The sequence below is a fragment of the Microcoleus asticus IPMA8 genome (assembly GCF_013179805.1).
In the GTDB taxonomy this organism is placed as follows: Bacteria; Cyanobacteriota; Cyanobacteriia; order Cyanobacteriales; family Microcoleaceae; genus Microcoleus; species Microcoleus asticus.
The window spans coordinates 10,966-36,175 of record NZ_SRRZ01000011.1; the positions used below are offsets into that span (position 1 = coordinate 10,966).

General features: G+C 45.9%; 17 protein-coding genes. 7 read left to right on the top strand and 10 right to left on the bottom strand.

The genetic code is table 11. The features are described 5' to 3' along the window. The first annotated feature begins 356 nt into the window (after window positions 1–356). Together E5S67_RS04415 and E5S67_RS04420 are read left to right on the top strand one after the other, a co-directional pair. Window positions 357–2,144: a M23 family metallopeptidase gene (locus E5S67_RS04415; RefSeq protein WP_339382706.1), complete on the top strand. Its 1,788-nt coding sequence runs from the start codon at window positions 357–359 to the stop codon at window positions 2,142–2,144. Window positions 2,145–2,348: 204 nt separating this feature from the next. Beyond that, window positions 2,349–4,649 (top strand): hypothetical protein, encoded by a 2,301-nt coding sequence (locus tag E5S67_RS04420; protein WP_172185853.1) that lies wholly within the window; start codon window positions 2,349–2,351, stop codon window positions 4,647–4,649. 544 nt (window positions 4,650–5,193) lie between these two features. On the opposite strand, the gene E5S67_RS04425 is transcribed toward E5S67_RS04420, so the two are convergent. The 9 genes from E5S67_RS04425 to ribE all read right to left on the bottom strand — a co-directional run bounded on the left by E5S67_RS04425 (window position 5,194) and on the right by ribE (window position 16,289). Further along, the gene (locus tag E5S67_RS04425; RefSeq protein ID WP_172185854.1) at window positions 5,194–6,549 is read right to left on the bottom strand and encodes a glycosyltransferase family 4 protein; all 1,356 of its coding nucleotides are present in this window, start codon (window positions 6,547–6,549) and stop codon (window positions 5,194–5,196) included. 5 nt (window positions 6,550–6,554) lie between these two features. Further along, on the bottom strand, window positions 6,555–7,325 hold the full coding sequence (locus E5S67_RS04430) for a class I SAM-dependent methyltransferase (protein ID WP_172185855.1): 771 nt from the start codon (window positions 7,323–7,325) through the stop codon (window positions 6,555–6,557). Between the two features lie 22 nt (window positions 7,326–7,347). Continuing rightward, window positions 7,348–8,631, bottom strand: a complete 1,284-nt coding sequence (locus E5S67_RS04435) for a glycosyltransferase (protein ID WP_172185856.1) — start codon at window positions 8,629–8,631, stop codon at window positions 7,348–7,350. A gap of 40 nt (window positions 8,632–8,671) precedes the next feature. Further along, a complete protein-coding gene (locus E5S67_RS04440) occupies window positions 8,672–9,658 on the bottom strand; it encodes a glycosyltransferase (RefSeq protein WP_172185857.1) in 987 nt (328 codons plus the stop codon). 59 nt (window positions 9,659–9,717) lie between these two features. Next, window positions 9,718–10,941, bottom strand: coding sequence for a glycosyltransferase family 2 protein (locus tag E5S67_RS04445; RefSeq protein ID WP_172185858.1), 1,224 nt, complete (start codon window positions 10,939–10,941; stop codon window positions 9,718–9,720). 21 nt (window positions 10,942–10,962) lie between these two features. After that, window positions 10,963–12,759 (bottom strand): ABC transporter ATP-binding protein, encoded by a 1,797-nt coding sequence (locus E5S67_RS04450; protein ID WP_172185859.1) that lies wholly within the window; start codon window positions 12,757–12,759, stop codon window positions 10,963–10,965. Continuing rightward, window positions 12,759–13,949, bottom strand: a complete 1,191-nt coding sequence (locus E5S67_RS04455) for a glycosyltransferase family 2 protein (RefSeq protein ID WP_172185860.1) — start codon at window positions 13,947–13,949, stop codon at window positions 12,759–12,761. The genes E5S67_RS04450 and E5S67_RS04455 overlap by 1 nt, the downstream gene beginning before the upstream one ends. A gap of 815 nt (window positions 13,950–14,764) precedes the next feature. Beyond that, window positions 14,765–15,553 (bottom strand): SMI1/KNR4 family protein, encoded by a 789-nt coding sequence (locus tag E5S67_RS04460; protein ID WP_172185861.1) that lies wholly within the window; start codon window positions 15,551–15,553, stop codon window positions 14,765–14,767. 22 nt (window positions 15,554–15,575) lie between these two features. Beyond that, window positions 15,576–16,289: a riboflavin synthase gene (gene ribE / locus E5S67_RS04465; protein ID WP_172185862.1), complete on the bottom strand. Its 714-nt coding sequence runs from the start codon at window positions 16,287–16,289 to the stop codon at window positions 15,576–15,578. A 229-nt stretch (window positions 16,290–16,518) separates the two neighbouring features. On the opposite strand from ribE, the gene E5S67_RS04470 reads away from it, so the two are divergent. The 5 genes from E5S67_RS04470 to E5S67_RS04490 all read left to right on the top strand — a co-directional run bounded on the left by E5S67_RS04470 (window position 16,519) and on the right by E5S67_RS04490 (window position 23,793). Then, a complete protein-coding gene (locus E5S67_RS04470; RefSeq protein WP_172185863.1) occupies window positions 16,519–17,025 on the top strand; it encodes a bifunctional nuclease family protein in 507 nt (168 codons plus the stop codon). Between the two features lie 5 nt (window positions 17,026–17,030). Further along, window positions 17,031–18,161, top strand: a complete 1,131-nt coding sequence (locus E5S67_RS04475) for an aldo/keto reductase (RefSeq protein ID WP_172185864.1) — start codon at window positions 17,031–17,033, stop codon at window positions 18,159–18,161. Between the two features lie 633 nt (window positions 18,162–18,794). Continuing rightward, on the top strand, window positions 18,795–22,013 hold the full coding sequence (locus E5S67_RS04480) for a PAS domain-containing sensor histidine kinase (protein ID WP_172185865.1): 3,219 nt from the start codon (window positions 18,795–18,797) through the stop codon (window positions 22,011–22,013). A gap of 233 nt (window positions 22,014–22,246) precedes the next feature. Further along, complete coding sequence (locus tag E5S67_RS04485; RefSeq protein WP_172185866.1) at window positions 22,247–22,753, top strand: hypothetical protein; 507 nt, start codon at window positions 22,247–22,249, stop codon at window positions 22,751–22,753. Between the two features lie 104 nt (window positions 22,754–22,857). Beyond that, window positions 22,858–23,793, top strand: a complete 936-nt coding sequence (locus E5S67_RS04490) for a YwqG family protein (protein WP_172185867.1) — start codon at window positions 22,858–22,860, stop codon at window positions 23,791–23,793. A gap of 252 nt (window positions 23,794–24,045) precedes the next feature. On the opposite strand, the gene E5S67_RS04495 is transcribed toward E5S67_RS04490, so the two are convergent. Continuing rightward, window positions 24,046–25,155, bottom strand: coding sequence for an extracellular solute-binding protein (locus E5S67_RS04495; RefSeq protein ID WP_172185868.1), 1,110 nt, complete (start codon window positions 25,153–25,155; stop codon window positions 24,046–24,048). Window positions 25,156–25,210: the final 55 nt, after the last annotated feature.

Consider the following 25,210-nt stretch of genomic DNA (forward strand, 5'->3'; position numbering starts at 1 on the left):
AAATCGACGATCGGCTTTAATCAAAAAATCGCGGTTCCTCGGCGGTTAACTCCGGCGGACTCCACCAAAATTTTGCATGACCCGAGAGCAAAATTTCGGTAACTAATTAACATATACGAACGCCAAAGCGCTATCATCAGTGTGACCGTCAGAGACGAGTTGTCAGTGCAATCAGGCTCGAGAACACCAGGGTATCCATCGCGACTCTACCCAGCGGCATTCGACTTATTCGATGCGCCAAAAAAATTGCCTCAAGCCCGGTAAAATCATTTAGGGCTGTATAAAGACAAGGATTGCAATACATTCGATCCTGACTTCGATCTCCTTTTACCCCCTGTTGAGTTGGGAAAAAAATCGTGAAACCAGTTCCAGACAAGCAAATAACAGCCCATTTGAACACCAAACAGCAAAAAAAGAACCCTACAGGCGCCCGGACTCGATCGCGCCTTTTGTCCGAGCGCTCACTGCTGGTGGGACTGGGTTGCCTTGCCAGTCTGGGACTGCTCAGCAAAGGCATAGTGTGGGCCCAAGCCGAAACTCCGCCAGCAGAACAAGCCGTCCCAGGCGCAGCAGAGCTCCAGCCATTATTTGAAGCTCCTGTCCCGCCCCCGGAACCCGAATACAGCCAAGTAGAGCCAGAACCATACCCTGAACCGCAGGCAGAAGTTCCGCCGTCCGAGCCTTTCGATGCCCAACCGCCGTCCGAGCCGGAGTACGCCAGCGAACCACCTCCCACCCAATATTATCTACCAGAGCCCGCGCTGATTCCCCTGCCAGAAGCGACGGCCCAGGAGCCGCCTTTTGAAGCGCCAGTTAACCCAGCCCACGCTGAAATTGACCAAACAGACTACAGCGTTGGCGCTACCAGCGAGTACCAAGAGTACGAAGCGCCAACAAGAATAGAGTTTGCAGAACGATCGAGCGGCTGCGAAGGAGTTGGCGGTTTGTGTGCGCCTCCTCCTGTTTCCGAGCCGGTGACGGCAGATGCCGGAGAACCCAACTACAGCCCGGAAACTCCGATCGCAGACGACGGCTATATTGCAGCCCCTCCTCCTCGAAATCTGCCAGAAAGCATTCCAGACAATGTTCGGGAAACTGTGGCCGGAAATAGTAGCGGGAATCCTGTCAGTAAAATCGGTCAAGCCGTTCAACAAATAGGCAGCCAGGTTTGGGGGGGTTCAAACCCGCCGGAATCTGCTTACGCACCCCCCCGCTACTCAGCAGGCGCTGGGTACTCCGCAGACGCTGGATACTCCGCAGACGCTGGATACTCGGCAAACATCGGCTACTCAGCAGACGCTGGATACTCAGCAGACGCTGGATATTATGCTGGATCTGCATCTTACGGCGGCGGCCCTCCAGCACCCAGCATGGGACTCGGGCCGGTTCAAGTCGGTGCGGTTAGTGTCAGCAGCGGCAGCAATACCGGTTTTGCTTACTACAATCTCACGCCTCGTCCCGCAGGCCTGCCCGGAAATGGCAACAAAAGCTTGCTGTTTCCGCTATCTATTGCTTCGGCAATTACTTCGCCGTTTGGGTGGCGGACTCATCCGGTTATGGGCTACGGCAGGTTTCACACTGGAACTGACTTGGGGGCCCCGCTGGGAACGCCGGTACTGGCCGCCTATGCAGGTCAAGTGGCGATCGCCGATTGGTTGGGCGGTTACGGTTTGACGGTGGTTCTCAACCACAACAAAAAGTCTCAGGAAACTCTCTACGGCCACCTTTCGGAACTGTTTGTGAAACCGGGAGAGTGGGTCAAACAGGGAGAGACGATCGGCCGCGTCGGCAGTACAGGAATGTCTACAGGGCCTCACCTGCACTTCGAGGTTCGGCAAATGACTGACCAGGGTTGGGTGGCGATCGACCCTGGTTCTCAGCTAGAATTCGCTCTGGCAAAAATGATGGGCACTTTGGAAACCGCCAAAGTACCGCAAATGCCGAAAATGGTGGAAATACAAACCGCTAACTCACTCAAGGATTTGGAAAACGATCTGCCACAGCTTCCACCTCTGCCGCTGGGAATGGACATCGAAGTTCACAACCTCCAGCCGCCATTCCCGGAACTGTTAAAAGCTGACACTTCTAAGCCCAAAGATGCCGAAGCAGTCAAACCCAAAACTCAGAAGCAAGCTAGCAGGTAAAAATTGGGGATTGGCTGGATTAATTTTTTTGGTGGGCGGGCTATTGCCCGCCCACCAAAAAAATTGATATTTTGTAGAACGGGCACTCCTAACCTGTTGTTGAGCAGGGTGCAAGATTTGTTGATATCAGATCTGATGGATTTCTCGTTACCAGAAAAAGCCTGGTAACGAGGAAAAACCGATTAAAAGGGTAACTTGCAGCTTATGCTAATTGCGCAGCATTTGTGGGAATTAATTTTATTTCTAATTATTGTAGTCGGGCCGGTTCCCTTAAGCTTGTCTCTTGCCTTCGAGAATCAGAAGGAAAACAGTAACTATTCATTTCCCCATTTTCTTCTCGTACTCCTGACGGGATGGAGTATTGCACAAGTTTGTATCGGCTTGATTTTAGGAAGTGCCGATCGACTAAATATTTCTGCGGTCATTATAGTAGAAATTCTGATTTGTGCGATCGGCTTAATCCTAATTTATGCCAAAAACCACAGAAATTTTACCTTCTCGCAGTGGCAGATTCCCCAACTCAAGCAACCTCTGGACAAAGCAGAATGGCTAATTATTGTTGCCGCCGCTGTTGCAGGATTTGCGCTGTGGGACACTCTAGCAACCAAACCTACAACCAATTATGACTCATTGTGGTTCCACCTGCCTGCGATCGCCCGATGGTATCAAACCCATTCATTTACATTATTAGATGCCGCCGGAAATTGGATTTTTGAACAAGAGCAAGCTAAAGTATATCCCTACAATTGGCACGTTTTATCTGTTTTATGCTTAATCCCATTCAAAGAAGATTTTCTCACAGCTTTTCCCCTGCTAATTGCCTGGGTACTTGAGGGAATTGCCGTTTATCTATTGAGCGTAAAATTTGGAGCCACCCGAATTCACGCTATGGCAGCAGCATCTTTAGTATTGACAGTACCGATGGTACTCAACCAAGTTAATACCATTCACCCAGACTTACCGCTAGCTGCAATATTTACAGTGGGTTTGTATCTGGGTTTCTCGTATCATAGCAGCAGAGCGCAATCCGAACTATCCCTATTTTTGGCAGCCGCAGGAATGCTAGCCGGCATAAAAATCACGGGAATAGTTTATGCTGCCTCACTTTTAGTAGGATTAGCAATATTAGAACTTAAAAGATTCGCGGTTAATAAAAAATCCACACCAGCTCATTTGAGAATTCGCCGATCTCTCAAACCAGTCTTGCTGTGCGGCATAGCTTGTTGCTTGTTTTTAGGAGGTTTTTGGTATGCGAGAAACTTGCTGCACATCAATTATCCTGTCGGCGAGGCTGGCGATATTAAAGTTCCCTTACAGCCTTATTCCTTACCATCTCCCGTACCGCAGACAACACCGCCGGTACAGCAGCTAACACCTACCCTACCTGCGCCGCCCGCTTCGCCACTTTTAAAGATTTGGCAAAGCACTTTAGCAGCTCAATTTAATCCCAGCAATATTTCCCACTGGCAAACTCTCGGCTTGCAAATCCTCATTAGATTGCAACTGCCATTTCTGGCGATCGCCTTTCAGGTATTGGCAGCGCCTCTGGCTTTTATCCAGGGTAAAACCAGAATAATTAATCAAAATAATATTATTTTAATTATACTTCTCGCCAGCACAGGAATTTTGTATCTAATTACACCTTACACCTCCGGTACTGTTGGAGAGTCGATCGGTAAACTCAGCCCTATACTCGGTTTTAACCTCAGATACGGATTTCCATTTTTAAGCGTACTCGGCATCGCCGCAGCAGCTACAGCAACTCTCTTAAAAACTCAAAATCTAGTTGTTCTGGTAGTGGTTTTCTTTAGTGGTTTTTGCGGAATTATTAGCAGCACAAGTTTTGATTATATTAAAAATGCTTCTTTTACCGGAGATAGTATTGTTTGGGGGAGTTTGTTGATTGACAATTTTAAGTCTAATCCAGTAGAAGCTATTAATAGTATCTGGAAAATTTTAGCTCCCAGTTGGCAATATATATTAAAATATCCCATATTTTACCTTGTGTCAATGACACTGGCTTTGATATTGTTGAAAAAAAATCCTGGCTTAGGATGGCTGGATCATCTATTTCCAACAAAAGTAAAATCAGGTTACATAGTGATAATTGGTGTCTGTATAGGATTGATAGTAATTGGTAATTGCAGGGAAAAGCGAGATTTTGCACGCACCGAACTGTATCGCGGTATTTACGAATATATTGATATAAATACAGTACCCGATGAAAGAATAGGATTCTTTTTAAGTTCGCGCAGCTACCTTTTTTATGGAAAAAACTTGGACAGACAAGTTTTATATGTGCCGTTTAGAGCCGATCGACTTTCTGCATGGAGCGACAAACTCCGACAAAATAAAATTAGGACTGTGGGATTCGGACCCCTGACTGAGAAAGACGCAGCTACCAAAAAAGCTCTATCTTGGCTGACAAGTGCCGAGGGCCCGCTGCAACGAGTTTTCGGAAAAGATTTTAATACTGAGTCGGTGTTATATCGCTTAAAGAATTAAAATATATCAGTTATAATTAGGACTTACTAACGGGTGTTTAGAAACCGGGTTTTTCAACCCAAATACTTGCTTAGAACCCTCTATTTCGGTTAAAAACCCCGGTTTCTTTGTTCGGAGTGTGTCAGCCCTAATCATCAACAAAGCTAAAACTATATTTTAAATTATTCTTCCGACTTACAATCGCCCCGATAAGTTAGCTGCGTGTCTCCCGTCTTTTGTGTAACTGGAATATCCGTACGATAAATTTTAAGTCAGTGACAGTGCGTAAATTATCTGGAACAATATTTTGAATACGTGCAATAGTTAATGAAGTTAGCTTGTAATAAACTTCGCTTTTATCAACAGGGTTGACGGGTAGAAAACCTGATTCTGTTTAGTTCCTAGACATTCTTTCACCATCCGAGAATAAGTTGTTTAATAGAAAAAATGAATCTATTAAAAAAATCCGTCAAGTTAACTTTCTTATGTTTCCGATAATTTGCACAAAAAGTGACAAAAAAGCCAGAAAAATTAGGCGGAGATAAAATTTTATGGCTGGGATTTTTCAAGCATTCCCAGTGCTGCGAGTCTGATCGGCGGAATTGTGTGCTAAAGAGCGATCGCCCAAAAACTGTCGCAGTTGCACACCGATCGCCTCCAGAGAAAAATGAGTTTCCACCCGAATGCGAGCGCGCTTGCCCAAATCCCGCCCCCACGCCCGATCGTCTAAAACCCGACCGATCCCCCCTGCCAAAGCGGTTGCATCCTCACGGGGCACAACGATCCCACCGTCAGCTTCGCCCCTCTCGAAAATATCAGGCACTCCAGGCGCGTCAGCAGCCACAACGGGCAACCCGCAAGCCATCGCCTCCAGCGGTGCAACCGGAAACCCCTCATGCCGAGAAGGCAAAGTATAAACGTCAGCCGCCGAGAGGTACTGTCGCATCAAAGCGCGATCGCGCACATATTCATTCACCCAAACAATGCCCGAAAGCTGCATCTGAGCGATTCGCCGGCTCAATTCCTCCGCGTCGCTACCAGTCCCCACCAGCAATAGCCGCAAATCTCGGTTTGGGCGATCGCGGCAGATCCGTTCCCAAGCTTCCAGCAAAATATCTAACCCCTTGCGGCGAATCTCAATCCGCCCGTGACAGGCGACAATTTCAGCGTCACTGGGAAAACCCAGCAGTTGCCGAGCTTCAGCGCGGTTCATTGGTTGCCACAGTTCCAAATCCAGCGGGTTAAAAATGCGGGCAATCTTGGCAGGAGGCACGCCATAGCGACTTTGCACGCGCTGTACCTCGGTTTGCGAAGCAATAATTAAACCCGCGCTCGCTTTGAGGGCGATCGGGCGCGACAAGCCTTCCCAAGGACTAACCTGAAAATCGCCCCCCTGAAATGTCGCAAAAACAGGCAGCCCCATCCGCCACCCCAACCAAGTACAAGCGTCGAAGCGCGGGTACTCGTATTCTTGGCAGAGAATCGTTTGGCAGTTTTCGCGTCGCAGTTCTCCCGCCAGCAACCCCAGCGGTGTAGCCAGGTAAGGAGTAACGCTTTTCACCCCTGCCAACATCAGACGGCGGAGGCCTCGAACCTCCCCAAACATATCCTGAACCGTCCATCCTTGAGGGTTAACCATCTGGCGGCGGACAGCTTGGTAGAGTTGAGGTGCCGGCAGGGTGCAGATTGTTGCTCCTGTCTGTTTGTGGGTGTAGTACACGGGTTCTGTTACGCTACCAGAGATGCAGAATAACACTGTCCGCACCCCTGCCCGTCGCAGCGCCTCAATGTAGCCAAACATCCAGCCCCCCGTCATTTCGTTGCAAAAAGCTTCAAAGGAAACCCCGATGGTATCTAAAAAATCTTCGATTAAATCGCCCCAGTGCAGGAGGGCGATCGTTGGTTCTGGTTGGACATTCATAAATTTTATGGCTTCTGCCAAGCTGATGCTGTTTCCGTTCCCAGGGAATCAGGTTTGTGCCGCCAATAGCTCGTCCACGTTACAGGACTCAGGGCAGTACAGAATAATAGGCGCATGAGGCGGGGCAAGCGAGAGAAGGCAAAATCATGGCAAACTACTGTCAGGGGATTGATAAAAGTAGCAGAACTCTGGTAAGGCAAACCGATTAAATCCGTCAGTCGATCGATCGTATAGCCGCGCCGAACGTGGCCCCATTCTGCCATCACCTCTGCTTCAGGCGGGCAGATCGGTTTCATCACGCCGTAATAAGGAAACTGCCAATTCTCATTGGGGCTGCTAACTAATAAAAATCCCTTTGGTTTAAGCACGCGCAGCGCTTCTGATACCGCTTTTTGGTGGTCGGGAATGTGTTCGAGAACGTCGAACATCGTCACTGCATCAAAGGACTCATTTTCAAACGGTAAATTGGTCGCGTCGCCACAGATGAAGCGTACTTTTTCCTGCTGGTTGCAAGGAACATTTGCATATTTAGGATCGAGGTCAATGTTAGTAATTTGCGCTTGCGGATAAAGTAAAGACGTTAAGCCTCCTTGACCTCCTCCTACTTCTAAAATTTCTTTAAAGGGCAGGTCTGGGGAAATGCGGTGAATTGCCCGCATCTTTTCTCTGTAAAAAAATCCCAGGGTCAAGGGCTGACCGAAAGGGTTGCGGGCTAAGAAATTGCCCAGCTTTTCTTTATGCGTTTCAGATTTCTTGGTTTCAACAACTGTTGCCATAATCTCCCTTTAATTGGAAAAACTATTGATCCTTATTTACACGATTTTTGAGGTAAAAGCTGACTCCTGCAAAGCAACCTAATACCTCTGTCAATAGCGTTCTATTAATCCCTTTAAATCCGGTCAAAATGCCGATTAAAAATCGTTTTACATAGTAGAGAGGTAAAATGATGAATAAACGAAGCAAGTTCCCCCAGTGCTTGTAACGCTCAAACTGAATCAAAAGGGCGACGATGTGGCCCTGCATATATTGGTACATCTGATGTTTCAAGCTATCGAGATCGTCCCGGTGATAGTGATAAACAACAGGCGTGGGATCGTAGTAGCAAATCCACCCTTCCGCCAGCACTCTGTACCATAACTCTGAATCTTCACTGCACCCAGATGCCCCTGCACCTAAGCGTTCGTCAAAGTCTCCTAGTAACTCAAAAGCTTCACGCCGAAAAGCCATATTTGCTCCTGCGCCAATGCGCCAAACGGGAACGCCTAGGTGTTTCGTATCCTTAAAAAATTCAGGGTCAAAAGTCAGAGATCGGTATCCCCAACCAAAGCCACTCTCACCTTTTTGGAAAATTAATTGGGCTTCTGTTTCGAGTTCTGCTGGCAGGATCAGGCCGGTTACAGCGATGACCTTGGGTTCGCTGAAGCTTTGTGCAATCCTGGCCACCCAGTCAGGGTGAACGATCACATCATCATCGGTAAAGGCAATAATGTCGCCTGTACTGTGGGGGATGCCAGTATTGCGGGCGACGCTTAAACCAGGGCGAGGTTCTAATACATATTTGACTCCAGGGATCTCGGCCACCAGTTGGCGGGTAGCGTCTGAACTGGGAGCATTATCAATTACGATGAGCTCATGAGCAGGTTGGGATAAATTTTGCAGCGATCGCAAACATCGCGCCAATTGTTCTGGCCGATTTCGAGTGCAGATTATGACAGAAACAGATGCGCTGCTAGTCTGGGAAAAGCGATCCCGCAGCTTGGCAAGGGGTTGCTCTAAGGCTGTCAGGGCATGAAACTCAGGGGGCTGGTGCCACGCCCGATTTTTTTTGTAAACTTCTGGCAAAGGCGCTTTAAAACCTTGCTCTAGGAGGTGGCTGCCGACTGCAGGAGCGATCGCCAGCGCCGCTAGATTCGCTAGTTGTGAAGCCGAGATTGGCAACTGATCCTCTAAAATCTCCCGTTCCCCAAGGGGGATATTATGCCACAAAAACACTACATACACTCCGGCGTAGTTGGAAATCAAGGGCAATTCAGGAATCTTTTCGCTCAATTCGACATTGAGAACTTTCCAAGGCTTGCTCACAGAAATTACCTCAAGAAATATCGATCTATTTACGAGCTGGCTAAACGGCTAATTTTGCACGCCCCAATAGCAAGCTGCGTTCTTCTGGGCTCATGCCAACCACGCGCCTAATTCCGGCCCACTTACCGCGTACAAAACTCCTGTTTATCTCTACTTCCGCCGGATTCATCCGCCCAAAAGCCGCTCTTAAAGATTGAATCAGGACATTTTGGGAAGCTTTCACCGCATCGATAATAAATTTCAACAGCCAATCTCGATAAGAACCAGACCAGAGAAGAGAATCGCCCAAAACTTGAGAGGTTCCTAGACCATAGTTAATGTCGATCAAGTATTTTTGAGAAGTACGCCTAGCCGGAATAAAGTGCCTTAACTTACAGTCGGGAGTGTACCACAGGCCGTATCCTGCTCCGTAAATCCGCAAAGCGATTTCCACATCTCCCCCTGATATGAGCTTGGTTCCGATGCGATCCTGAAGTAACGGTTTATCGATCCAGCCAGTATGAGCGAGGGCTGCTCTATTCAGAACTAATCCTGCTCCCACTAAACAAGACTTTTTTTGAGGACTTGGGCCGTGTTCTTGTTGAGCAAAGGAGTACCCATAATTCAATACATATTTAGGCGGTAGAGTTTCCCAATCTAAAATCACTCGACCGCCAAAAGCGCCGCAGTCGGGATGAGCCGCTGCAAATTTAGCAGCTTGCTCCACCCAATCTTCTGCCAGGAAGCAATCGTCATCTACGAAAGCAATCCAATCAGCCCTTGTATTTTGAACGCCACAGTGGCGGGCATAGGTTAATCCTTGCTGTGTTTCTGATACTGTGGAAAGCTGGGGTATTTTTCCCACCAACACACGATAGTTTTCGACAACTTCCTGCGTGTTATCCGTGCAATTATTGTCAACTACTAAAACCCTCCAATCTAGCTCTGCAGGCACTTTTTGTTGGGAAAGAGCTGAGAGAGCTTTGTCTAAAAGGGGAGCATTATTATAAGTACAAATGACGATATCAATGGGCGGAAGCTTACTCATATTTAACTGTTGTTTCCTGCGCTCAAAGTGAAACAAATTTCTGAATAAAATCTACTATTTTAGGCAAATTTCTGCCGCATTTTTTCAATGCGTTTTAAAGAGCGGGGGTATTCCCCAAACAGCCCCACTACACCACCCCACAACTCGGCTAGAATCATGGTTGGAGGTAATACATGGCATCCTCTGACACTTTTTTGCAACTGATTTAACTGATCGGCAAACCACCAGCCGACGAGCCAGCACAATTTCGAGCGTTGGCTCGGATCGGTCTGATAAGATTTTACGACAAAAGCCATAAAACCTAAACCCCACGTCCAATACTGGTGGCGCAATTTTTCATATTCCCGGCGGTGTTGGTGAAACACCAGATAGCGAGGCTCATAGACGAGGAGATAGCCAGCGCGAACAACTCGATAAAAAATATCTAAATCGCCACCCCCGGGGAGGGGCGCACCTGTATCGAGTGCATCATCAAATCCCCCTAATTTCAGTAAAACATCTCGACGAAATGCCATATTGCAACCAGCTCCAAATATGCCAGCTCCACAGGGGTATAAAGGATTATACGGCAAGATTTGACCGTAGCGAATTTTCTCAAAGCCGCGTCGAAAGCCTCCCCTGCTTTCAAATAAAATTTGGGCTTCAGTCACTAACTCATAAGGCAGAACTAACCCTGTAAAACCTCCAGCATCAGGATTTTCTGCCCAAGCTTCCATCAAGCCGTTCAGCCATTGGCGATCGGGCGTGACATCATCGTCAAGAAAGGCTAATAGTTCGCCAGTTGCTTCCTGCAGGGCGCGATTGCGAGCGAAGTCTAAACCGGGTTTTTGTTCCCTGGCATAGCGAACTCCTGGTAGAGAATCTACCAATTCCTTCGTTCTTTCATCAGAAGGTGCATTATCAATTACTAACACTTCAAAGTAAAGCTTTTCACCCGCAATAGGTGTTTGCAACTTTAGTAAATGTTGCAGGCACCGCGCCAGGTTTTCCGGCCGATCTTTCGTACAAATTGCTACTGTCAGCGACGGAAAGCGATCGCCATTTTGGGCAGGAGTTAGCTCTTCTCTAATCGCTTCCTGAAGTAACTTAATGCCGACCTCCCGTTCAATCATTTTAGCTAAATCTTCAGGAGAAAGGACGCTATTTGGAGCAAGAGGCTGCATGATCAAACCAACAGCTTTATCTTTGCGCCGCAAAACTAAGGCAATTCCTGTATCCTCCTCAGAAATTTTCAGATTTGGGAGGGGCTGTGTCACTTCAATGTCAAGGATGGGATAAGGCATAAGTAATTCACCAACTTACTCTTAATTTTGTACGTTGCGGTGTTGCAAGTGATAAAGCTTGGCAAAGAGGCCGTCGAGTTTCAGCAAATACTGGAGGTTGCCTTGTTCGATCGCCCTGCCATTTTCCATCACAATAATTTGATCCGCATTTTCAATCGTCGATAAGCGGTGAGCGATGACAATAACGGTGCGGTTCTGGCTGAGCGTGTTGAGCGCTTCCTGAATCAAGTTTTCGGCAATACTATCCAGAGCATTCGTTGCTTCATCCAGAATTAGAATATCTGGGTTGCGGACAATGGCGCGAGCGAGGGCAATTCGCTGTCTTTGCCCGCCAGAAAGGCGAACGCCGCGATCGCCCACTTTCGTGTCATACCCTTCCGGCAGTTGGCTGATAAAATCGTGAGCATTGGCAAGTTTTGCCGCCTCAAAAATTTCTGCCTCGGTTGCTTCTAAACGCCCATAAGCGATATTATCCCTCACCGTCCCGCTAAAGATGTGGACATCTTGGCTGACAATCGCAATTGCTTTCCGCCAGTCCATTAAATTAATTTCTTTTAATGAGCAGTCATCAACATAAATTCCTCCTGATGTTGGCTCGTAAAAGCGGCAGAGGAGGCTGATGATCGTAGATTTTCCCGCACCCGACGGCCCCACTAAAGCAGTCGTTTGGCCGCGTTTGAACTCGACCGAGACATCCTCTATTGCCGGCCTATCTTCAGGATTGTAAGTTAAGGAAACTGACTCAAAATAGATCGCCTGCTTCAACTTGTCAAAGGGAAGGGTACCAGAGCGGATGTAAGGTTTATCAGAAGTGTCTAAAAAAGACATCACCAGTTCTGCTGAACTGGCGGTAGAGACTAAACCTAGCCTCGCGACATCTAGCTGTTGCACCTGCGGTTGCAAGCGGTAGAGGATGAATAAAAAAGTCAGCAGCGTTGGCATAGCTGACTGGTTTTGCAGGAGGGCGATCGCCAAAATTCCTAACAGGAGGAGTGCGGAAAAAACTTCATAGAGCGGATTGATGAGCCCTCCCAGCATATCGAGTTGCAAAAAGGTGTTTCGCACCTGCAGGGAAGCGCGATCGAAGCGTTCTTGCTCGTAAGTTTCCCGTCCAAAGGAGCGGATGGTTCTCATCCCCCCTAATCCCTCCCACATTCGGACAGCGAGCTGAGAATTGGCGTCTACGGCTTGCTGTGCCAGATGTTTGACTCGGCGCGTCACAAACTGGATGAACTGTGAGATGAGGAAGAGCGCTATACTGATAATTAAGGTGAGTCGCCAAGAGATGAGCAGTAACAGCGTCGCCAGGACAGTAATCGTACAAGCACACGTAATCAAGTTAACAAACAAACTCAAAGCTTTGCTAGTCTGCCAACTCTCTGTTGCCAAAATATTCATAATCTTTCCCGATTCGCTGCGCTCTAAGAAAGAGTAGCTAACGCTTAAAGTTTGGTTGAAAATTTTGCAGCGCAATCGGTTGCTAATTCGCGAGTTTAACCAAGCAAAAAGCAGAGAATTACTATAGACAATTAGGTTTTTGATCAGGATGCTGACTAAAATACAAAATGGGATGATTAAGACGCGGTAGCCAGCAGGGACACCAGCGAATATCTTGTTCAGAGAATCAATAAAAGAATTGCCAGTAACAGCCTGAGCTTGTTCTTGCTGTAAAGTTTGCAAAAAGGGAATGAATAAGCTAATGCCAAAGCCGTCGGAAAGGGAAGCAAGCATACCCAAGGAAATCATTGCCGGGATTGCCCAAGGGTAAAGCTTGAGGAGGGGTAGCAGAGTTCTAATAGCTTTAATCTCTTTTTTCATTAAGACAACTCTGCCTTTGTCGGTGGCGTGGCGCTAATGTTCGCTTGAGGGAGCGTGTCAATATTTGCTTGATTTCGCTTGACAAGGAAGGAAATTGAGCGGTGAAAAATGTTTCCTATCGTTACCATTAATTCGATCTTTTTGCGCCGGATCTCTACCAACACCTCCCGGCCGATCGGTTGGTTCTCAGAGGATGGGGTATCTTCTACTCTCACAGGTGCATCGAGAGCATCGTGATGTTTCCCAGACTGGGATAATAGGTTGAAAAGGCTCTTTCCCAATACTCTGTAAAAGCCAGAACGGAATAAGGGTGAGATGCACTCAGTTTTTAAAGCTTGGAATAACCAAAATAGCGCGGTGCGATCGCGGCCGTTGCGGCTGCTTTGGTTCGCTAAGTACAGCAAAAAATTACTGGTAGATAATCGGTGCAGGAAATCGGGAATTTCGGGATGCCGTTGCTTGGCAGCTTGCAACATCAAAGATTGAGACTTCGCCATTGTCGTATAGTTGGTAGACATAGTGTTATACATCCTGCGATAGCCAATTGAAAATTCCGGCACGGCTCGAAATTGATAAAGCTCTGCTATCCGCAGGTACAAGTCCCAGTCTTCACAGCCTTGAGCATTCCTTTCCTTCAATGTCTTGTCATAAATTCCCACCTTTTCCAAACAACTGCGACGGATCATAGAAGCACTCGCGTTTCCTATAAAGTTGTGGCAAATTAGGGTCGCGTACACGTCACCTTCAATTCTAAAAGACCGGAATCCTCCTGTTAGCAATCCTTTTTCATCCAAGTCCACTGTCCACGAATAGACCACCCCTACTTCTTCCCCTCCCTCCAACATACATTGAACTTGTTTTTCTATGTTTTCAGGATACCAAATATCATCGGCATCAATGGGGGCGATAAATTCTCCTCTCGACTTCTCAATTCCTAAGTTTCGAGCAACAGCGACTCCAGAATTTTGCTGTTTCAGAAGCTGAACGCGAGAATCTTTTTCGCCAATTTTTTCTACAATTTCAGGGGTTCGATCCTGGGAACCGTCATCGACTACTAAAACTTCAATTGCTGGATAAGTTTGAGCGAGAACAGATTTCAAAGTTTCTTCAATAAATGGCTCAGCGTTGTATGCAGGAATAATGACTGATACGAGAGGCAAAGAGAGGGATTTTTGAGAATCTGGCTGCATTGGTTTTTAACAATATTTTTCAAAATTTTTGTTGCTTTCTAGATTGGCAGGTATACCTTACACTTCTCGCAGTCAGGACTTACACATTTGAAGGAAGAGACAGCCAAGCTCCGCTGACAATAATTCTACCCCATTCTCATTTCAATGTCAATGGTAGATAGCATATATAAATGAGTTTTTCCAATTAAAATAATGGTAATAGACTAAAACTAAAAATCATATTTTAAGAGTTAAAAATATGTCAATAAATAAAATGTATGATAGTAAAAAAAATAGGATGTTAAACCATTTCTTTATAACACAAGTCGGATAACTTGTCATCAATGTTTATATTTAGGTATAATAATTCTATAGTGGGAACTTTCTATCAGTTTTGGTAAAAGAGGCAATCTACTGCATTTTTTCATTGTTATATCTAACAATCCATCAAGTTAGGGATTTTGCCTTCCTAAGTCTACGCAAATTTGGGCAACAGCAATTCAATTATGGTAGAGGTGCTTTTTTGTTTCACCCAATTATCTCGCAAAGCGCGGCTAATGGGAAACTACAACATCGGTTATTTTATCTGAATTTGCTAACTTATCCATTCTTCGATGCACCCGGCATTCAAAAGCTATTAATTGCTACATAGTTTTTAGTTTCACAGGTGGGAATTGCTGGGTGATGCTTTTGAAATAAAAAAGATTGAACCCTTTCTGAAGAGCAACTTCAGTAGTTAAAATTTCTGGCTGAGGACTTCTAATTACTTCTAATATTTCCAGTAATTTATGCAATTTTTAGATAATTACTATTTTTTACATCTTTGTCTTAACAATTTAAGTTAACCAGTAATCTTCTTCCTCTTCTTCTTCTTCATATTCTTCATAATCTCCTTCTTCTATATCTGGATCTGCTGTTATGCTAGAGGGATTCCCATCAAGCAAAAAAGTTGTCCTTCGGTTGAACAAGTTATTTTCATCAATATCTAGCTGTCCTCCTAGTAGTAATTCGGGAAATTCTGCTTTTGCCCGTTCGCCAATACATATGTCGCGAACAAACTCAAAAAAGTCTCGACCTAAAGCACAAGTAAAGTCATTATTGCAGTTGACTCCATAAATATCATAACTTCTATCTTGTTCCCTGTAAGTTCTTAAGTCAAAAATACAAGCAACAAGACCGCATCCGCCGCCAAATAGATAAGAATTATCCAGTAATTCCTTGACTTCACTTGACCACAATGAGCTATTTTTACAAGAGTCAAGAAGACACTCATTTTCGCCTAAGTGTCCTTCTATATCATCAATATCAGGAACATCAATGAAAAAACCATCCGCACCAAATTTTCCTGACCCAAACACCTGGCAAAATTCTCGATATCCTTGAGGAAGAATCAAGCCGGCTTCAGATTCAAATTTTTGAATTTGGTCTTCAGTTAAAGTTGACAAACTTCCCTTTGACCAAAAAATCAATCCTTCTTGGGATGCAAAATCTTCCAATTCAGCTTCATTCAAAGTTGATACGCGATGAGGATATATTGGATCTCCAAAACTTCCTAAGCATAAATCTAATTGGGAAAGAAGCGATCGCCATTTGGTCAGATTATCGTTAGTCATATCTTCATCCATGCTATGTATCGCAATTCATTGATTACATAAATCCGTGTTCTGCTAAGAATTCGGGTGTAATTGTTCCTAAACTGTTGATTGCGGGGTCTTCTTCCCAAGGTTCGGGATGAGATTTTGAACCGCTGCGGAGAAATTTGGCGACATATTTGCCGAGAATATCTGCTTCTAAATTAACTAAACTTCCTGGTTGCAAATAGCTGAGGTTTGTCTCACCAAAACTGTGGGGAATGACAGCAACTTCAAACCAATTACCGTCAGCATCGCAATCTGCCACGGTTAAGCTGATGCCGTTGACGGCGATGCTGCCCTTAGAAACGATATAAGGTGCGATTTGGCGTTGCCATCCCGAATTTGCTGCTGGTGGGGCAGTAAACCGCATCTCCCAAGCGTTGGCGGTTTGGGTTGATGTCGCTAAAGTGCCGATCGCATCTACGTGCCCCGTCACGAAATGTCCCCCCAATTTGCTACCGGCGCGCAGGGAGGTTTCTAAGTTGACCCAAGCATCGGGGAATGCTCCCAAAGTAGTACGGCGGAGGGTTTCCGGGGAAGCGACGGCGACAAAACCTTGCGGTAGAACTTCCACTACCGTCAAACAGACTCCATCCACGGCTACGCTGTCCCCAATGGCTAAATCTTGTAAAATCTGATAGGAGTTGCTGGAGGTGCAGGAAATTTGGAAATAATCGTTGCCTAGCGACTTCAGCTTTCCGAGAGATTGAATTAGTCCTGTAAACATAAGTATTTTTCCCTAATCGATCGCTTATTTACATCAAACCACAGCCAAAAACCAGACGCAGGAGCTTTTGCCCTCCCCCTGTCCCCCCAGAGTCAATGTCCCATCTCAAATCGACAGTGCCCGATTCGTTGCAGATTCAGGCGAAGATCGAGTCATACTGGATTTAGGTAATCTTTATGTCCAAGTTCTCTACTGCCTTACAGTTTCTTAATTCTATGAGGCCGATCGAATGATTGAAATGAAAGTCGCTGGAATTGCCTTAGATGCAGCCACGCGCAGTCCTATAGTCCTATTGAGAGACGCTACTGAGCGGCGCGCTTTGCCTATTTATATCGGTCAGGAGCAGGCAAAGGCTATTATTAGTTCTCTGGAAGGTCACAAGCCTCCTCGACCTTTAACTCACGATTTGATGGTCAATTTTCTAGAAGCCTGGAATCTTACCTTGGAGCGTATAGTTATTCACTCGCTGCAAGATAACACGTTCTATGCCGTGCTGATCGTCCGTCAGGGAGAAGTTAAAAAAGAGATCGATGCCCGACCTAGCGACGCGATCGCCCTAGCCCTGCGCACGAATAGCCCCATCTGGGTGATGGAAGAAGTCGTAGCCGATGCTTCCATACCGGTCGATCGAGATGCTGATGAAGCAGAACGCCGGGCCTTCCGGGAATTTATATCAAACCTCCGTCCAGAGGATTTGATCAAGAGAAGCGGCTTTAGCCCGGGCGAAACTTCCTAACAGTTATGCGCTATCGACGGTTTGGCAAAACTAACTTGCACCTGTCCGTATTTTCCTTGGGAACCATGCGCTATTTGGCTTCTGAGGAAACTGCCTGTCAGACTGTACAAGAGGCTGTTTCTCAGGGAATCAATCACCTGGAAACAGCGGCTGGTTACGGTTGCAGCGAGGAATATCTCGGTGCGGCCATCTCGGCTGGTTTGTCTGTCGATCGATCGCGCTTCCACGTCACTACGAAAATTTCCCCAACGGAGGATGCTGCAGCAATGGAACGCTGCATCGACGCCTCCCTAAAACGCCTGAATTTAGACTATATCGACTGTCTGGCAATTCACGGTTTGAATACTTGGGAACATTTGGCGATTGTGCGATCGCCCACAGGCTGCATGGAATCTGTACGCAAAGCCCTCGCCGATCGCCGCATTCGGCACGTCGGCTTTTCGACTCACGGGCCTCTGGATCTGATTTTGGCTGCAATCAATACAGATTTGTTTGAGTTTGTCAATCTGCACTACTACTATTTTTTTCAGCGCAACGCCCCGGCAATTGAACTCGCCAAGCACAAAGATATGGGCGTTTTCATCATTTCCCCGGCAGATAAAGGAGGGCAACTCTACACGCCCCCGGAAACTCTCGCACAATTGTGCTCGCCTTTCTCGCCTTTAGAGTTGAACTATCGGTTTTTACTGAGCGATACTAGGATTGGGACTCTAAGTGTGGGGGCTGCAAATCCGACAGAATTAGAGCAACCTCTGAAATATTGCGATCGCGACTTTCCCCTCACCAACGCCGAAATCGCTGCGTTCGATCGGCTAGAATCGGCTATTGCAGCCAGTTTGAAAACCGACAAATGCAGCCAGTGCTATGCCTGTTTGCCTTGCCCGGAAAACATCAACATTCCCGAAGTATTGCGACTCCGCAATCTCGCCGTCGGGTGCGACATGACTGACTTTGGCAAATACCGCTATGCGATGTTTGAAAATGCCGGACACTGGTTTCCCGGCAGCAAAGGCAACCGCTGCACCGATTGCGGCGAATGTTTGCCCAGGTGTCCCGAAGAGTTAGACATCCCAACCTTGCTCAAAGATACTCACCAGCGACTGGGCGGCAAAGCAGGCAGGCGGTTGTGGGATTGAAAAAAGGTGAAGCAGGGAAAAGGTCGATCGAGCGTATCTAAGTTTTGCAATAATTACGCTAAACTTTGGTTTAAGTAAATTTACTGTATAGTCGAGCAAAAAATTACTTAGTCTGGCGACTGTCTGCAAGAGCATCCCGATTTTGCAAAAAACGTTTTCACATGAGTGCCACCATACTGCACAGCCAAGCCTACATCTAAGCGCGAGCACTCCTGTGAAAGCAATCATTGGGATGCTCCGAACAAACTTTCAATAGGAACCGACACTATATGTAAAAACAGCTAAATAAGATAATCTGATTAACACCTAGAAACTGATTTCTGTGAGCATACCCCAGTCATTTTCTTGCTTGGTTGGCGCCGGCGAGAGGCAACAATTTTATGATGATATCATGTGCGATCGATTAACCATAATATCCCGGTCGGGGCGGGTTTTTGAGATTGGAGATTGTTGGCAGGTATTGTTGTGAACCCGCCCCGACAAAAATCGCTGTCGCTCGACCGGACATGATATGAGTAATTAACCGAATTCGATCTAAAATCTAAAATCCAAAATCTAAAATCTAAAATTGATTGATTGTTTTCCAGATTAATTTATCGCCTGTCATCTATAACCGATTCAGTATCTACTACTATGGCTCAAACTCAGTTAAACGACAGCAATCCAAATTGTCTGCAGCCAACTGAAGTTGCGACTTCCGAAAGATTTAAAACAGCTTTCAAGCCGTCCACTTACAACTTGTCCGTCACCAGAAAACAGTTAATTGGACTGCTGGCGTTACAAACAATCTTGCCAGTCGGACTAACGGGAGCAGCACTTTGGCTAACATCGGCAGTTGGAAGCAACAAACTGCAAAATCAAGCTAAATCAGAACTGAGCCTTAGTGAAATTAACTACAATTTCAAACTCGATCGCGCCGCCGACCGTTTGCAAAACTCCTCTGACAGCAAAACGATCGCCCAAACAGCTTTAGCTTACAACAGCGGCAAAAAATCATTATCATATTTGGAAAAATCTGTCAAGCAACTTCTGGAAAAACAAGTCAAAACAGGGGAAATAGACAGTGCGGCTTTAGTAGGAAAAAATCGGCAGATAGTTGTTAGCGTCAACCCCAAGCAGAAGGGAAAAAGTTTAAACCTGCAAAAAATAGTCGATCGAGTATTCGCTGCAAAACAGCCAATTACGGCTACCGAAATCATTGCAAAATCAGAAGTTCAGAAACAATTGGGATCTTTGCCGCCCGGAAAGGGCGATCGCCCTGTGCTCCTCCGCTACGCAGCAATTCCCGTAAAAGATCCAAAAACTCAGACAGTGATTGCTGCTTTAGTTTTAGGAAAAATTATCAGCCAAACTTCGGCAGTTGCTAGCAGCGAAACGCTCAATTTACAGGGCGGCGGATATCAGGCTATCTACGCACGGCTGGCTGACGGCAAATTTGTCTTGGCAAGTTCGCAAACAGTTATAAAAAACCAACAGTTACCAGACTTGCTGGCAGACAAATCGCTGCTGAAATCTGCATTCTCCGCCGACGGCAAATTAGTCGCGGCAGACGTACAAACAGGCAGTCAAACTTATACAGTAGCTGCCCAATCCCTGAATAATCTAGCCGGAAAACCCGCAGCAATTTTAGTGCGGGGCATCCCGAAAACCTCGATCGAAACATGGTGGGGCAACAACTGGCTGCTGGCACTGTCTGCTGCTGCCGTTTTCCCCTTCGCCTTGGCAGTTGCCGTCACCCGCCGGATTGCCAAACCCGGTAACTCAGATTTATCAACAGCAGAGGGGAATTGGGCATTTAACTCCACCGCCGCACCGCAGCAGCGATCCCGGAATTTGGATCTAATTTATGACAATTTAAATTTCGGCGAAATTCCCGATTTATTTCCAAAAAAATTGAGTTTAAACGCTAAATTAGCGGTCGATTTTCGATATAAAAAAACTGCGGGCGATGGCCCGATCGCAAATCCCCACATCCCGCTCGCTTTCCAACCCCTAGAATTGCCCGCAAACTCCGCCTCAAATCAGTCGCGGCAGGCAAATACAGAACTAGAAAAAAGCGCGATCGCCTTAAATCAAGTCCAGGAAGCTTGGCAAGACTTAAATCGCCTCAACTTGGAATTGCAGCCAGAAATACTCGATCGCCAAAACACTCAAAAAGCCCTGCGAAAGAGCGAAGCACTGCTGCAAGCGATTTTAGACAACTCAACAGCAGTGATTTACATCAAAGATGTTGACGGAAAATACCTGCTCACCAACCGCCATTTTGACAATTTGTTCGACATCGCAAAAGAGCAAATAACAGGCAAAACCGACGGCGATATTTTTCCCGAAGATAAAGCAGCAGCCTTGCGAGAAAATGACCTGAAAGTTATCGAATCTTCCTCGCCCCTAACCATCGAAGAAATCATCCCTCAAGACGACGGCCCGCACACTTATATTTCTCTGAAATTTCCCCTCTGCAACTCCGAAGGTCAAGCTTATGCAGTCGGTACAATTTCTACAGACGTGAGCGATCGCAAACTTGCCGAACTCACCCTAGAAAAAGCCAAAGCAGAACTAGAAAAAGAAGTCGAACAGCGCACCCTATACCTCCAACAAGCCAACGAACTTTTGCAGTTTGAACTCGCCGCCAAAGTCCGCGGCGCGATCGCCGTCAGACAAATGACTGCTCAGGTAGCCCGACACGCCAGAACAGTTGACGGGATTCTCGGCGCTTCTCTTGACCTAATTTTTCTAGTCGATCAATCGGGAAGGTACACTTACGTCAGCCGCACCGCCGCTCAAGCTGCCGGCATGAATCCCAGAGAAATGATTAGCAAAACCTGGCAGGAATTAGGCTGGTCGCCAACAATTATGCAGCGGGTTCACGAAGAATGCGACGCCATATTTGCCACAGCCGAGCCCAAGAAAGGCGAAGTCATCGTCCCCACGGCAAGCTGGGGAACCCGCGACTACGAGTACATTCTCAGCCCGCTTTGTGCGACTGACGGCAGCGTCGAAGCGGTAGTGGCCACGCTGCGAGATATCACCGAACGCAAAGACGCTGAGGAAGCGTGGCAGTTGGCAAAAGAAGCCGCAGAACTCGCCAACCGCGCCAAGAGTGCTTTTCTGGCAAACATGAGCCACGAGTTGCGGACTCCCCTGAACGCGATTATCGGCTACAGCGATATGCTTGTGGAAGATGCCGAAGAGTTAGGCAACTTAGAGATAGTCTCGGATTTAGACAAAATTCGCACTGCTGGCAAACACTTGCTGCGGCTCATTGAGGACATTCTCGACATTTCCAAAATTGAAGCTGACAAGATGGAGATTTACCTCGAAAGCTTCGATGTTGGAGGCTTAATCGAGGAGGTAGTAACAACTATCAAACCGCTAATGGATAAAAACCGCAATACTTTGCAAGTATTGAGTTCTGACAATATCGGCGCTATGCACGGCGATTTGATGAAAGTGCGGCAGGTAATGCTGAATTTGCTCAGCAATGCTGCTAAATTTTCTGCTCAAGGGACGATCGTACTTACTGTCGAAAGAATTACCAGTGAAGAATTAAAAAATAAATATCAACCGAGAGTTGCTCAAATGTTAATTTTGGATTCAGACTTTTTAGTTTTCCGAGTGACGGACACGGGCATCGGCATGACACCAGAGCAGCAAGAGCGACTGTTCCAACCTTTTACTCAAGCCGACAATTCAACTACTCGCAAGTACGGCGGTACTGGTTTGGGACTGACTATCAGCCAGCGTTTCTGTCAGATGATGGGCGGCGATATTGAAGTTTATAGCGAGTTAAATTGCGGTTCTACTTTTACTGCTTGTCTGCCTGCTTCATTGTTTAGGCGATCGGAATTTTAACATGACTGTGGGGGCGGGTTTTACCAACAATAAAAGCCCAAAATAAACAATCTAATAAACCCGCCCCCACACCACACAAAATCGCAATGTACATCTTTTGCAGATAATAAAATGTAAGGTTGATGCAGGTTATCTGCTGTGCGGGGGCGGGTTTTCTAAATTGCGAGTTTCCGACATAAATTGTTGGTAAAACCCGCCCCTATGGGAAACATATAATAAAGAACACAATAATTATGAAATACGATCTTGATACGCGCAGGCATGGCATTTTGACAAAAAGTTTATTTTTGTTGCCGATCGCCTGTTCTGCGTGCCTCGGAGCCTTGCTGTGGGGACAATCTGCGGCTTTTTCCCAGCAGCCGGCTTGCCCGAGTGGCAACGCTGCTAATTTGCCGTCGCCCCCGCTTTCGCAAACCGAAAAAAGCGTGCCGAGTCTGTGGTTAGCTCAAAAACAGTTTGGCGGAAAATTGCTCGATCGCTGGTTTGTCGATCCCGGCAATACTTGGGTAATTATCATCGTCAACCGCCAACTTTGGAGTTTGCTCGATTATATGGAACGCTATCAGTTTGTCAACCGCTTCGGCACTGTCGCCAGCGAATACGGTTACAATGTGCGAGTTTGCAACCGTCAAGGCACAGCTTTGGCAGTTTATTCGTGCAAGGGCGATCGGCTTAGTTGTCGCATTGATTTAGAATCTCTCTCAAATCCGCGTCTTCGAGGAAGGCGGAAGGAGTTTTAGTAGGGTGCGTCAGCACCGAGTTATTTGATGTTTAATGGATAAATCAAGAGCTGACGCACCGTGCATTTTAGCTGATAAATGCGGTTTATAATATGTAGAAAAAAATGAAAACAAACCTTGAGCTTCCTGCTGAATTAGAACCTTTTCGCCAAGAAATTGAAAGTTCAGAAAAGCCTGTTATCAAAATCACTTACGAACGAAAGGCGACTGATTTCTGGTCAAGCAAATTTGGCGGAGTGCCTTACTTGCCGAAAGGTTACGATTTTCCCAAAGATAGTGATGGAAAATATATGCACCTTTTGGCACAACTCAATTTTGAGGAAATCTTTGCCCAAGTGCCATATTTAGCCCCTTTCCCCACAAAAGGAATTTTACAGTTTTATATCGGTCGGACAGGTATGTTTGGAATGGATACAGAGAAGTTGGACAATCAAAAAGATTTCAAAATATTGTATTTTTACAAAATTGAAAAAAATAATTGTCAAACAGATTTTGGTTTTTTATTGGATATAAATGAGACATATTCAATTTTAAATAAGCAAAAATTTAGTGGGTGGCAAGCTTTTGACGAAAATAATTGTCCGATTGATTATCCTTCTTCCGATTGTGTTTATGAACATTATTATTCACCTTTACAGCACCAAGATGTGAATAATTCTCAAGAATGTTTGGCTTTACAGTTTAGTTTTGACAAGGCGTGGGTGAATCCAGCGGACTATCAATTTGATATTTTTTTAGGAGAACAAAAGCTTCAAAATTATTTGGATATAATTTCGGAAGATGATAACGGATTATTTGAGTGGTCTTCTGGTAATATATACGAGAATCACCATAAAATAGGGGGATACGGCTACTTTACGCAAACTGATCCTCGTGAGGATAGTCCGCAATACAAAGACCATAAAGTTGTACTCTTACACATGATTAGTGATGATGAGATTTGTTGGGGTGATTGTGGAGTAGGTAACTTTTTGATTCGTGCTGATGACTTAGAAAATTTAGATTTTTCTCAGGTGATTTATAATTACGATTGTTGTTAAAATTAAAATAATAACACTTCAACCCGTGCTATTTTTTTATTTTTCTAAGGTACGTTGTTGCGCTTCAGCGCTCTTTGCAAGCATCTCATTTTTGTAAAAAGTATTTTTTATTTGAATAATGTCCCGCTCGCCTATTGTACAATACGGGAGCGGGGACAGCACTATAAATACAAAACTGCTCTTTGCTCCTTGCTCTTTCATAGATAAAAGAGCGCTGAAGCGCAACTACGTACCTCAAAACGCAGTGAAATTTTAGCCTTTCACTACTTGCCGAATTTCTTGCCAGAGCGATCGATACAGCGAGATCCCCGCATCCCCAAACGGCAGCAGAAACTCGCTAGCCGCAAGAATCTTAGCATCCGGCAACAACACAGAATTAGTGCGAACAGCTTCCGGCAAATCCTCGGGTTTCATGCCGACAATTATCGGCGAACTAGCCTTAGCCAGCAAAGATAATTGAGGAGCAATCCGAGGCTGCAAACAAAAATCAATCCATTTTTCCACTAACGAAACACGATTCCCCGATGCAGGTTCTACCCACAAATCAGTCCAAAGTGCAGTTCCAGAAACCGGGATTACTAAAGCAATATCCTTTTCAGTTTGCAGCAGCGGTAGCAAGTCCCCAGAGGAACCTACTGCCAACCAAGTATCGCCTAAAGTTAATGGTTGCAGGTAAGCATCAGAACTATAAAGTTTAACTTGTTGGTGCAGATTTGCCAGTTCTTTTTTGAGATTTGGGACTTTATCTAATTGCTGCGTATTGTAAGATTTTCCGAGTTTTTTTAATGTTAAACCAATAACTTCTCTCGCACTGTCCGGCAAAGAAATTCGATCGCGCAATTCCGATCGCCACAAGTCACTCCAATCTGTGGGAGTCCACCCCAAAGACTTGAATTTATCTGTTCGATAGGCAATTACTGTACTTCCCCAGCGGTAGGGTGCGCCCCAAATTTTACCTTTAGGATCTAATTGACCGTCATCGTTGCGCCTGACGAGTTTTTGCCATCTTTCGGGCAATTGTGCCCAATTAGCAAACTTAGCAGGATCGATCGGCTGAATCAATTTTTGCCGAATTGCCAAAGTCAGCCAGTAATCTCCCAACATCACCAAATCAGCTTGATTTTTTGATTTGGGAACCTGTTTCCACTCCTGCAATAGGGCGAATAATTCTTTTAATTGTGGTTCTTGCGTTACCTGCAAAAGCGGAGACGGTTGTACATCGCGGCTAAATTTGCTTACCAGTTGGGCCGGAATACTGTTTTTGAGCGATCGAATTTTGAGAATGGGCTTCGAGTCGCACCCTGCCGCCAATTGACTTAAAGTTAGGGTGGCGGCCCCCAATAGCAAAGACCTTCGTTTCACCTGTGAATCCGCTTTTCTAAATATTGACCGATCGTTTTGTGTTCTGCAGCCCGGA

Bases quoted from the DNA above. Each gene is read 5' to 3' on its own strand.
- E5S67_RS04455 (WP_172185860.1), bottom strand. From the start codon at position 13,949: ATGCAGCCAGATTCTCAAAAATCCCTCTCTTTGCCTCTCGTATCAGTC.
- E5S67_RS04425 (WP_172185854.1), bottom strand. From the start codon at position 6,549: ATGAATGTCCAACCAGAACCAACGATCGCCCTCCTGCACTGGGGCGAT.
- E5S67_RS04490 (WP_172185867.1), top strand. From the start codon at position 22,858: ATGAAAACAAACCTTGAGCTTCCTGCTGAATTAGAACCTTTTCGCCAA.
- E5S67_RS04460 (WP_172185861.1), bottom strand. From the start codon at position 15,553: ATGGATGAAGATATGACTAACGATAATCTGACCAAATGGCGATCGCTT.
- E5S67_RS04420 (WP_172185853.1), top strand. From the start codon at position 2,349: ATGCTAATTGCGCAGCATTTGTGGGAATTAATTTTATTTCTAATTATT.
- E5S67_RS04485 (WP_172185866.1), top strand. From the start codon at position 22,247: ATGAAATACGATCTTGATACGCGCAGGCATGGCATTTTGACAAAAAGT.
- ribE (WP_172185862.1), bottom strand. From the start codon at position 16,289: ATGTTTACAGGACTAATTCAATCTCTCGGAAAGCTGAAGTCGCTAGGC.
- E5S67_RS04440 (WP_172185857.1), bottom strand. From the start codon at position 9,658: ATGAGTAAGCTTCCGCCCATTGATATCGTCATTTGTACTTATAATAAT.
- E5S67_RS04445 (WP_172185858.1), bottom strand. From the start codon at position 10,941: ATGCCTTATCCCATCCTTGACATTGAAGTGACACAGCCCCTCCCAAAT.
- E5S67_RS04475 (WP_172185864.1), top strand. From the start codon at position 17,031: ATGCGCTATCGACGGTTTGGCAAAACTAACTTGCACCTGTCCGTATTT.
- E5S67_RS04480 (WP_172185865.1), top strand. From the start codon at position 18,795: ATGGCTCAAACTCAGTTAAACGACAGCAATCCAAATTGTCTGCAGCCA.
- E5S67_RS04450 (WP_172185859.1), bottom strand. From the start codon at position 12,759: ATGAAAAAAGAGATTAAAGCTATTAGAACTCTGCTACCCCTCCTCAAG.
- E5S67_RS04470 (WP_172185863.1), top strand. From the start codon at position 16,519: ATGATTGAAATGAAAGTCGCTGGAATTGCCTTAGATGCAGCCACGCGC.
- E5S67_RS04430 (WP_172185855.1), bottom strand. From the start codon at position 7,325: ATGGCAACAGTTGTTGAAACCAAGAAATCTGAAACGCATAAAGAAAAG.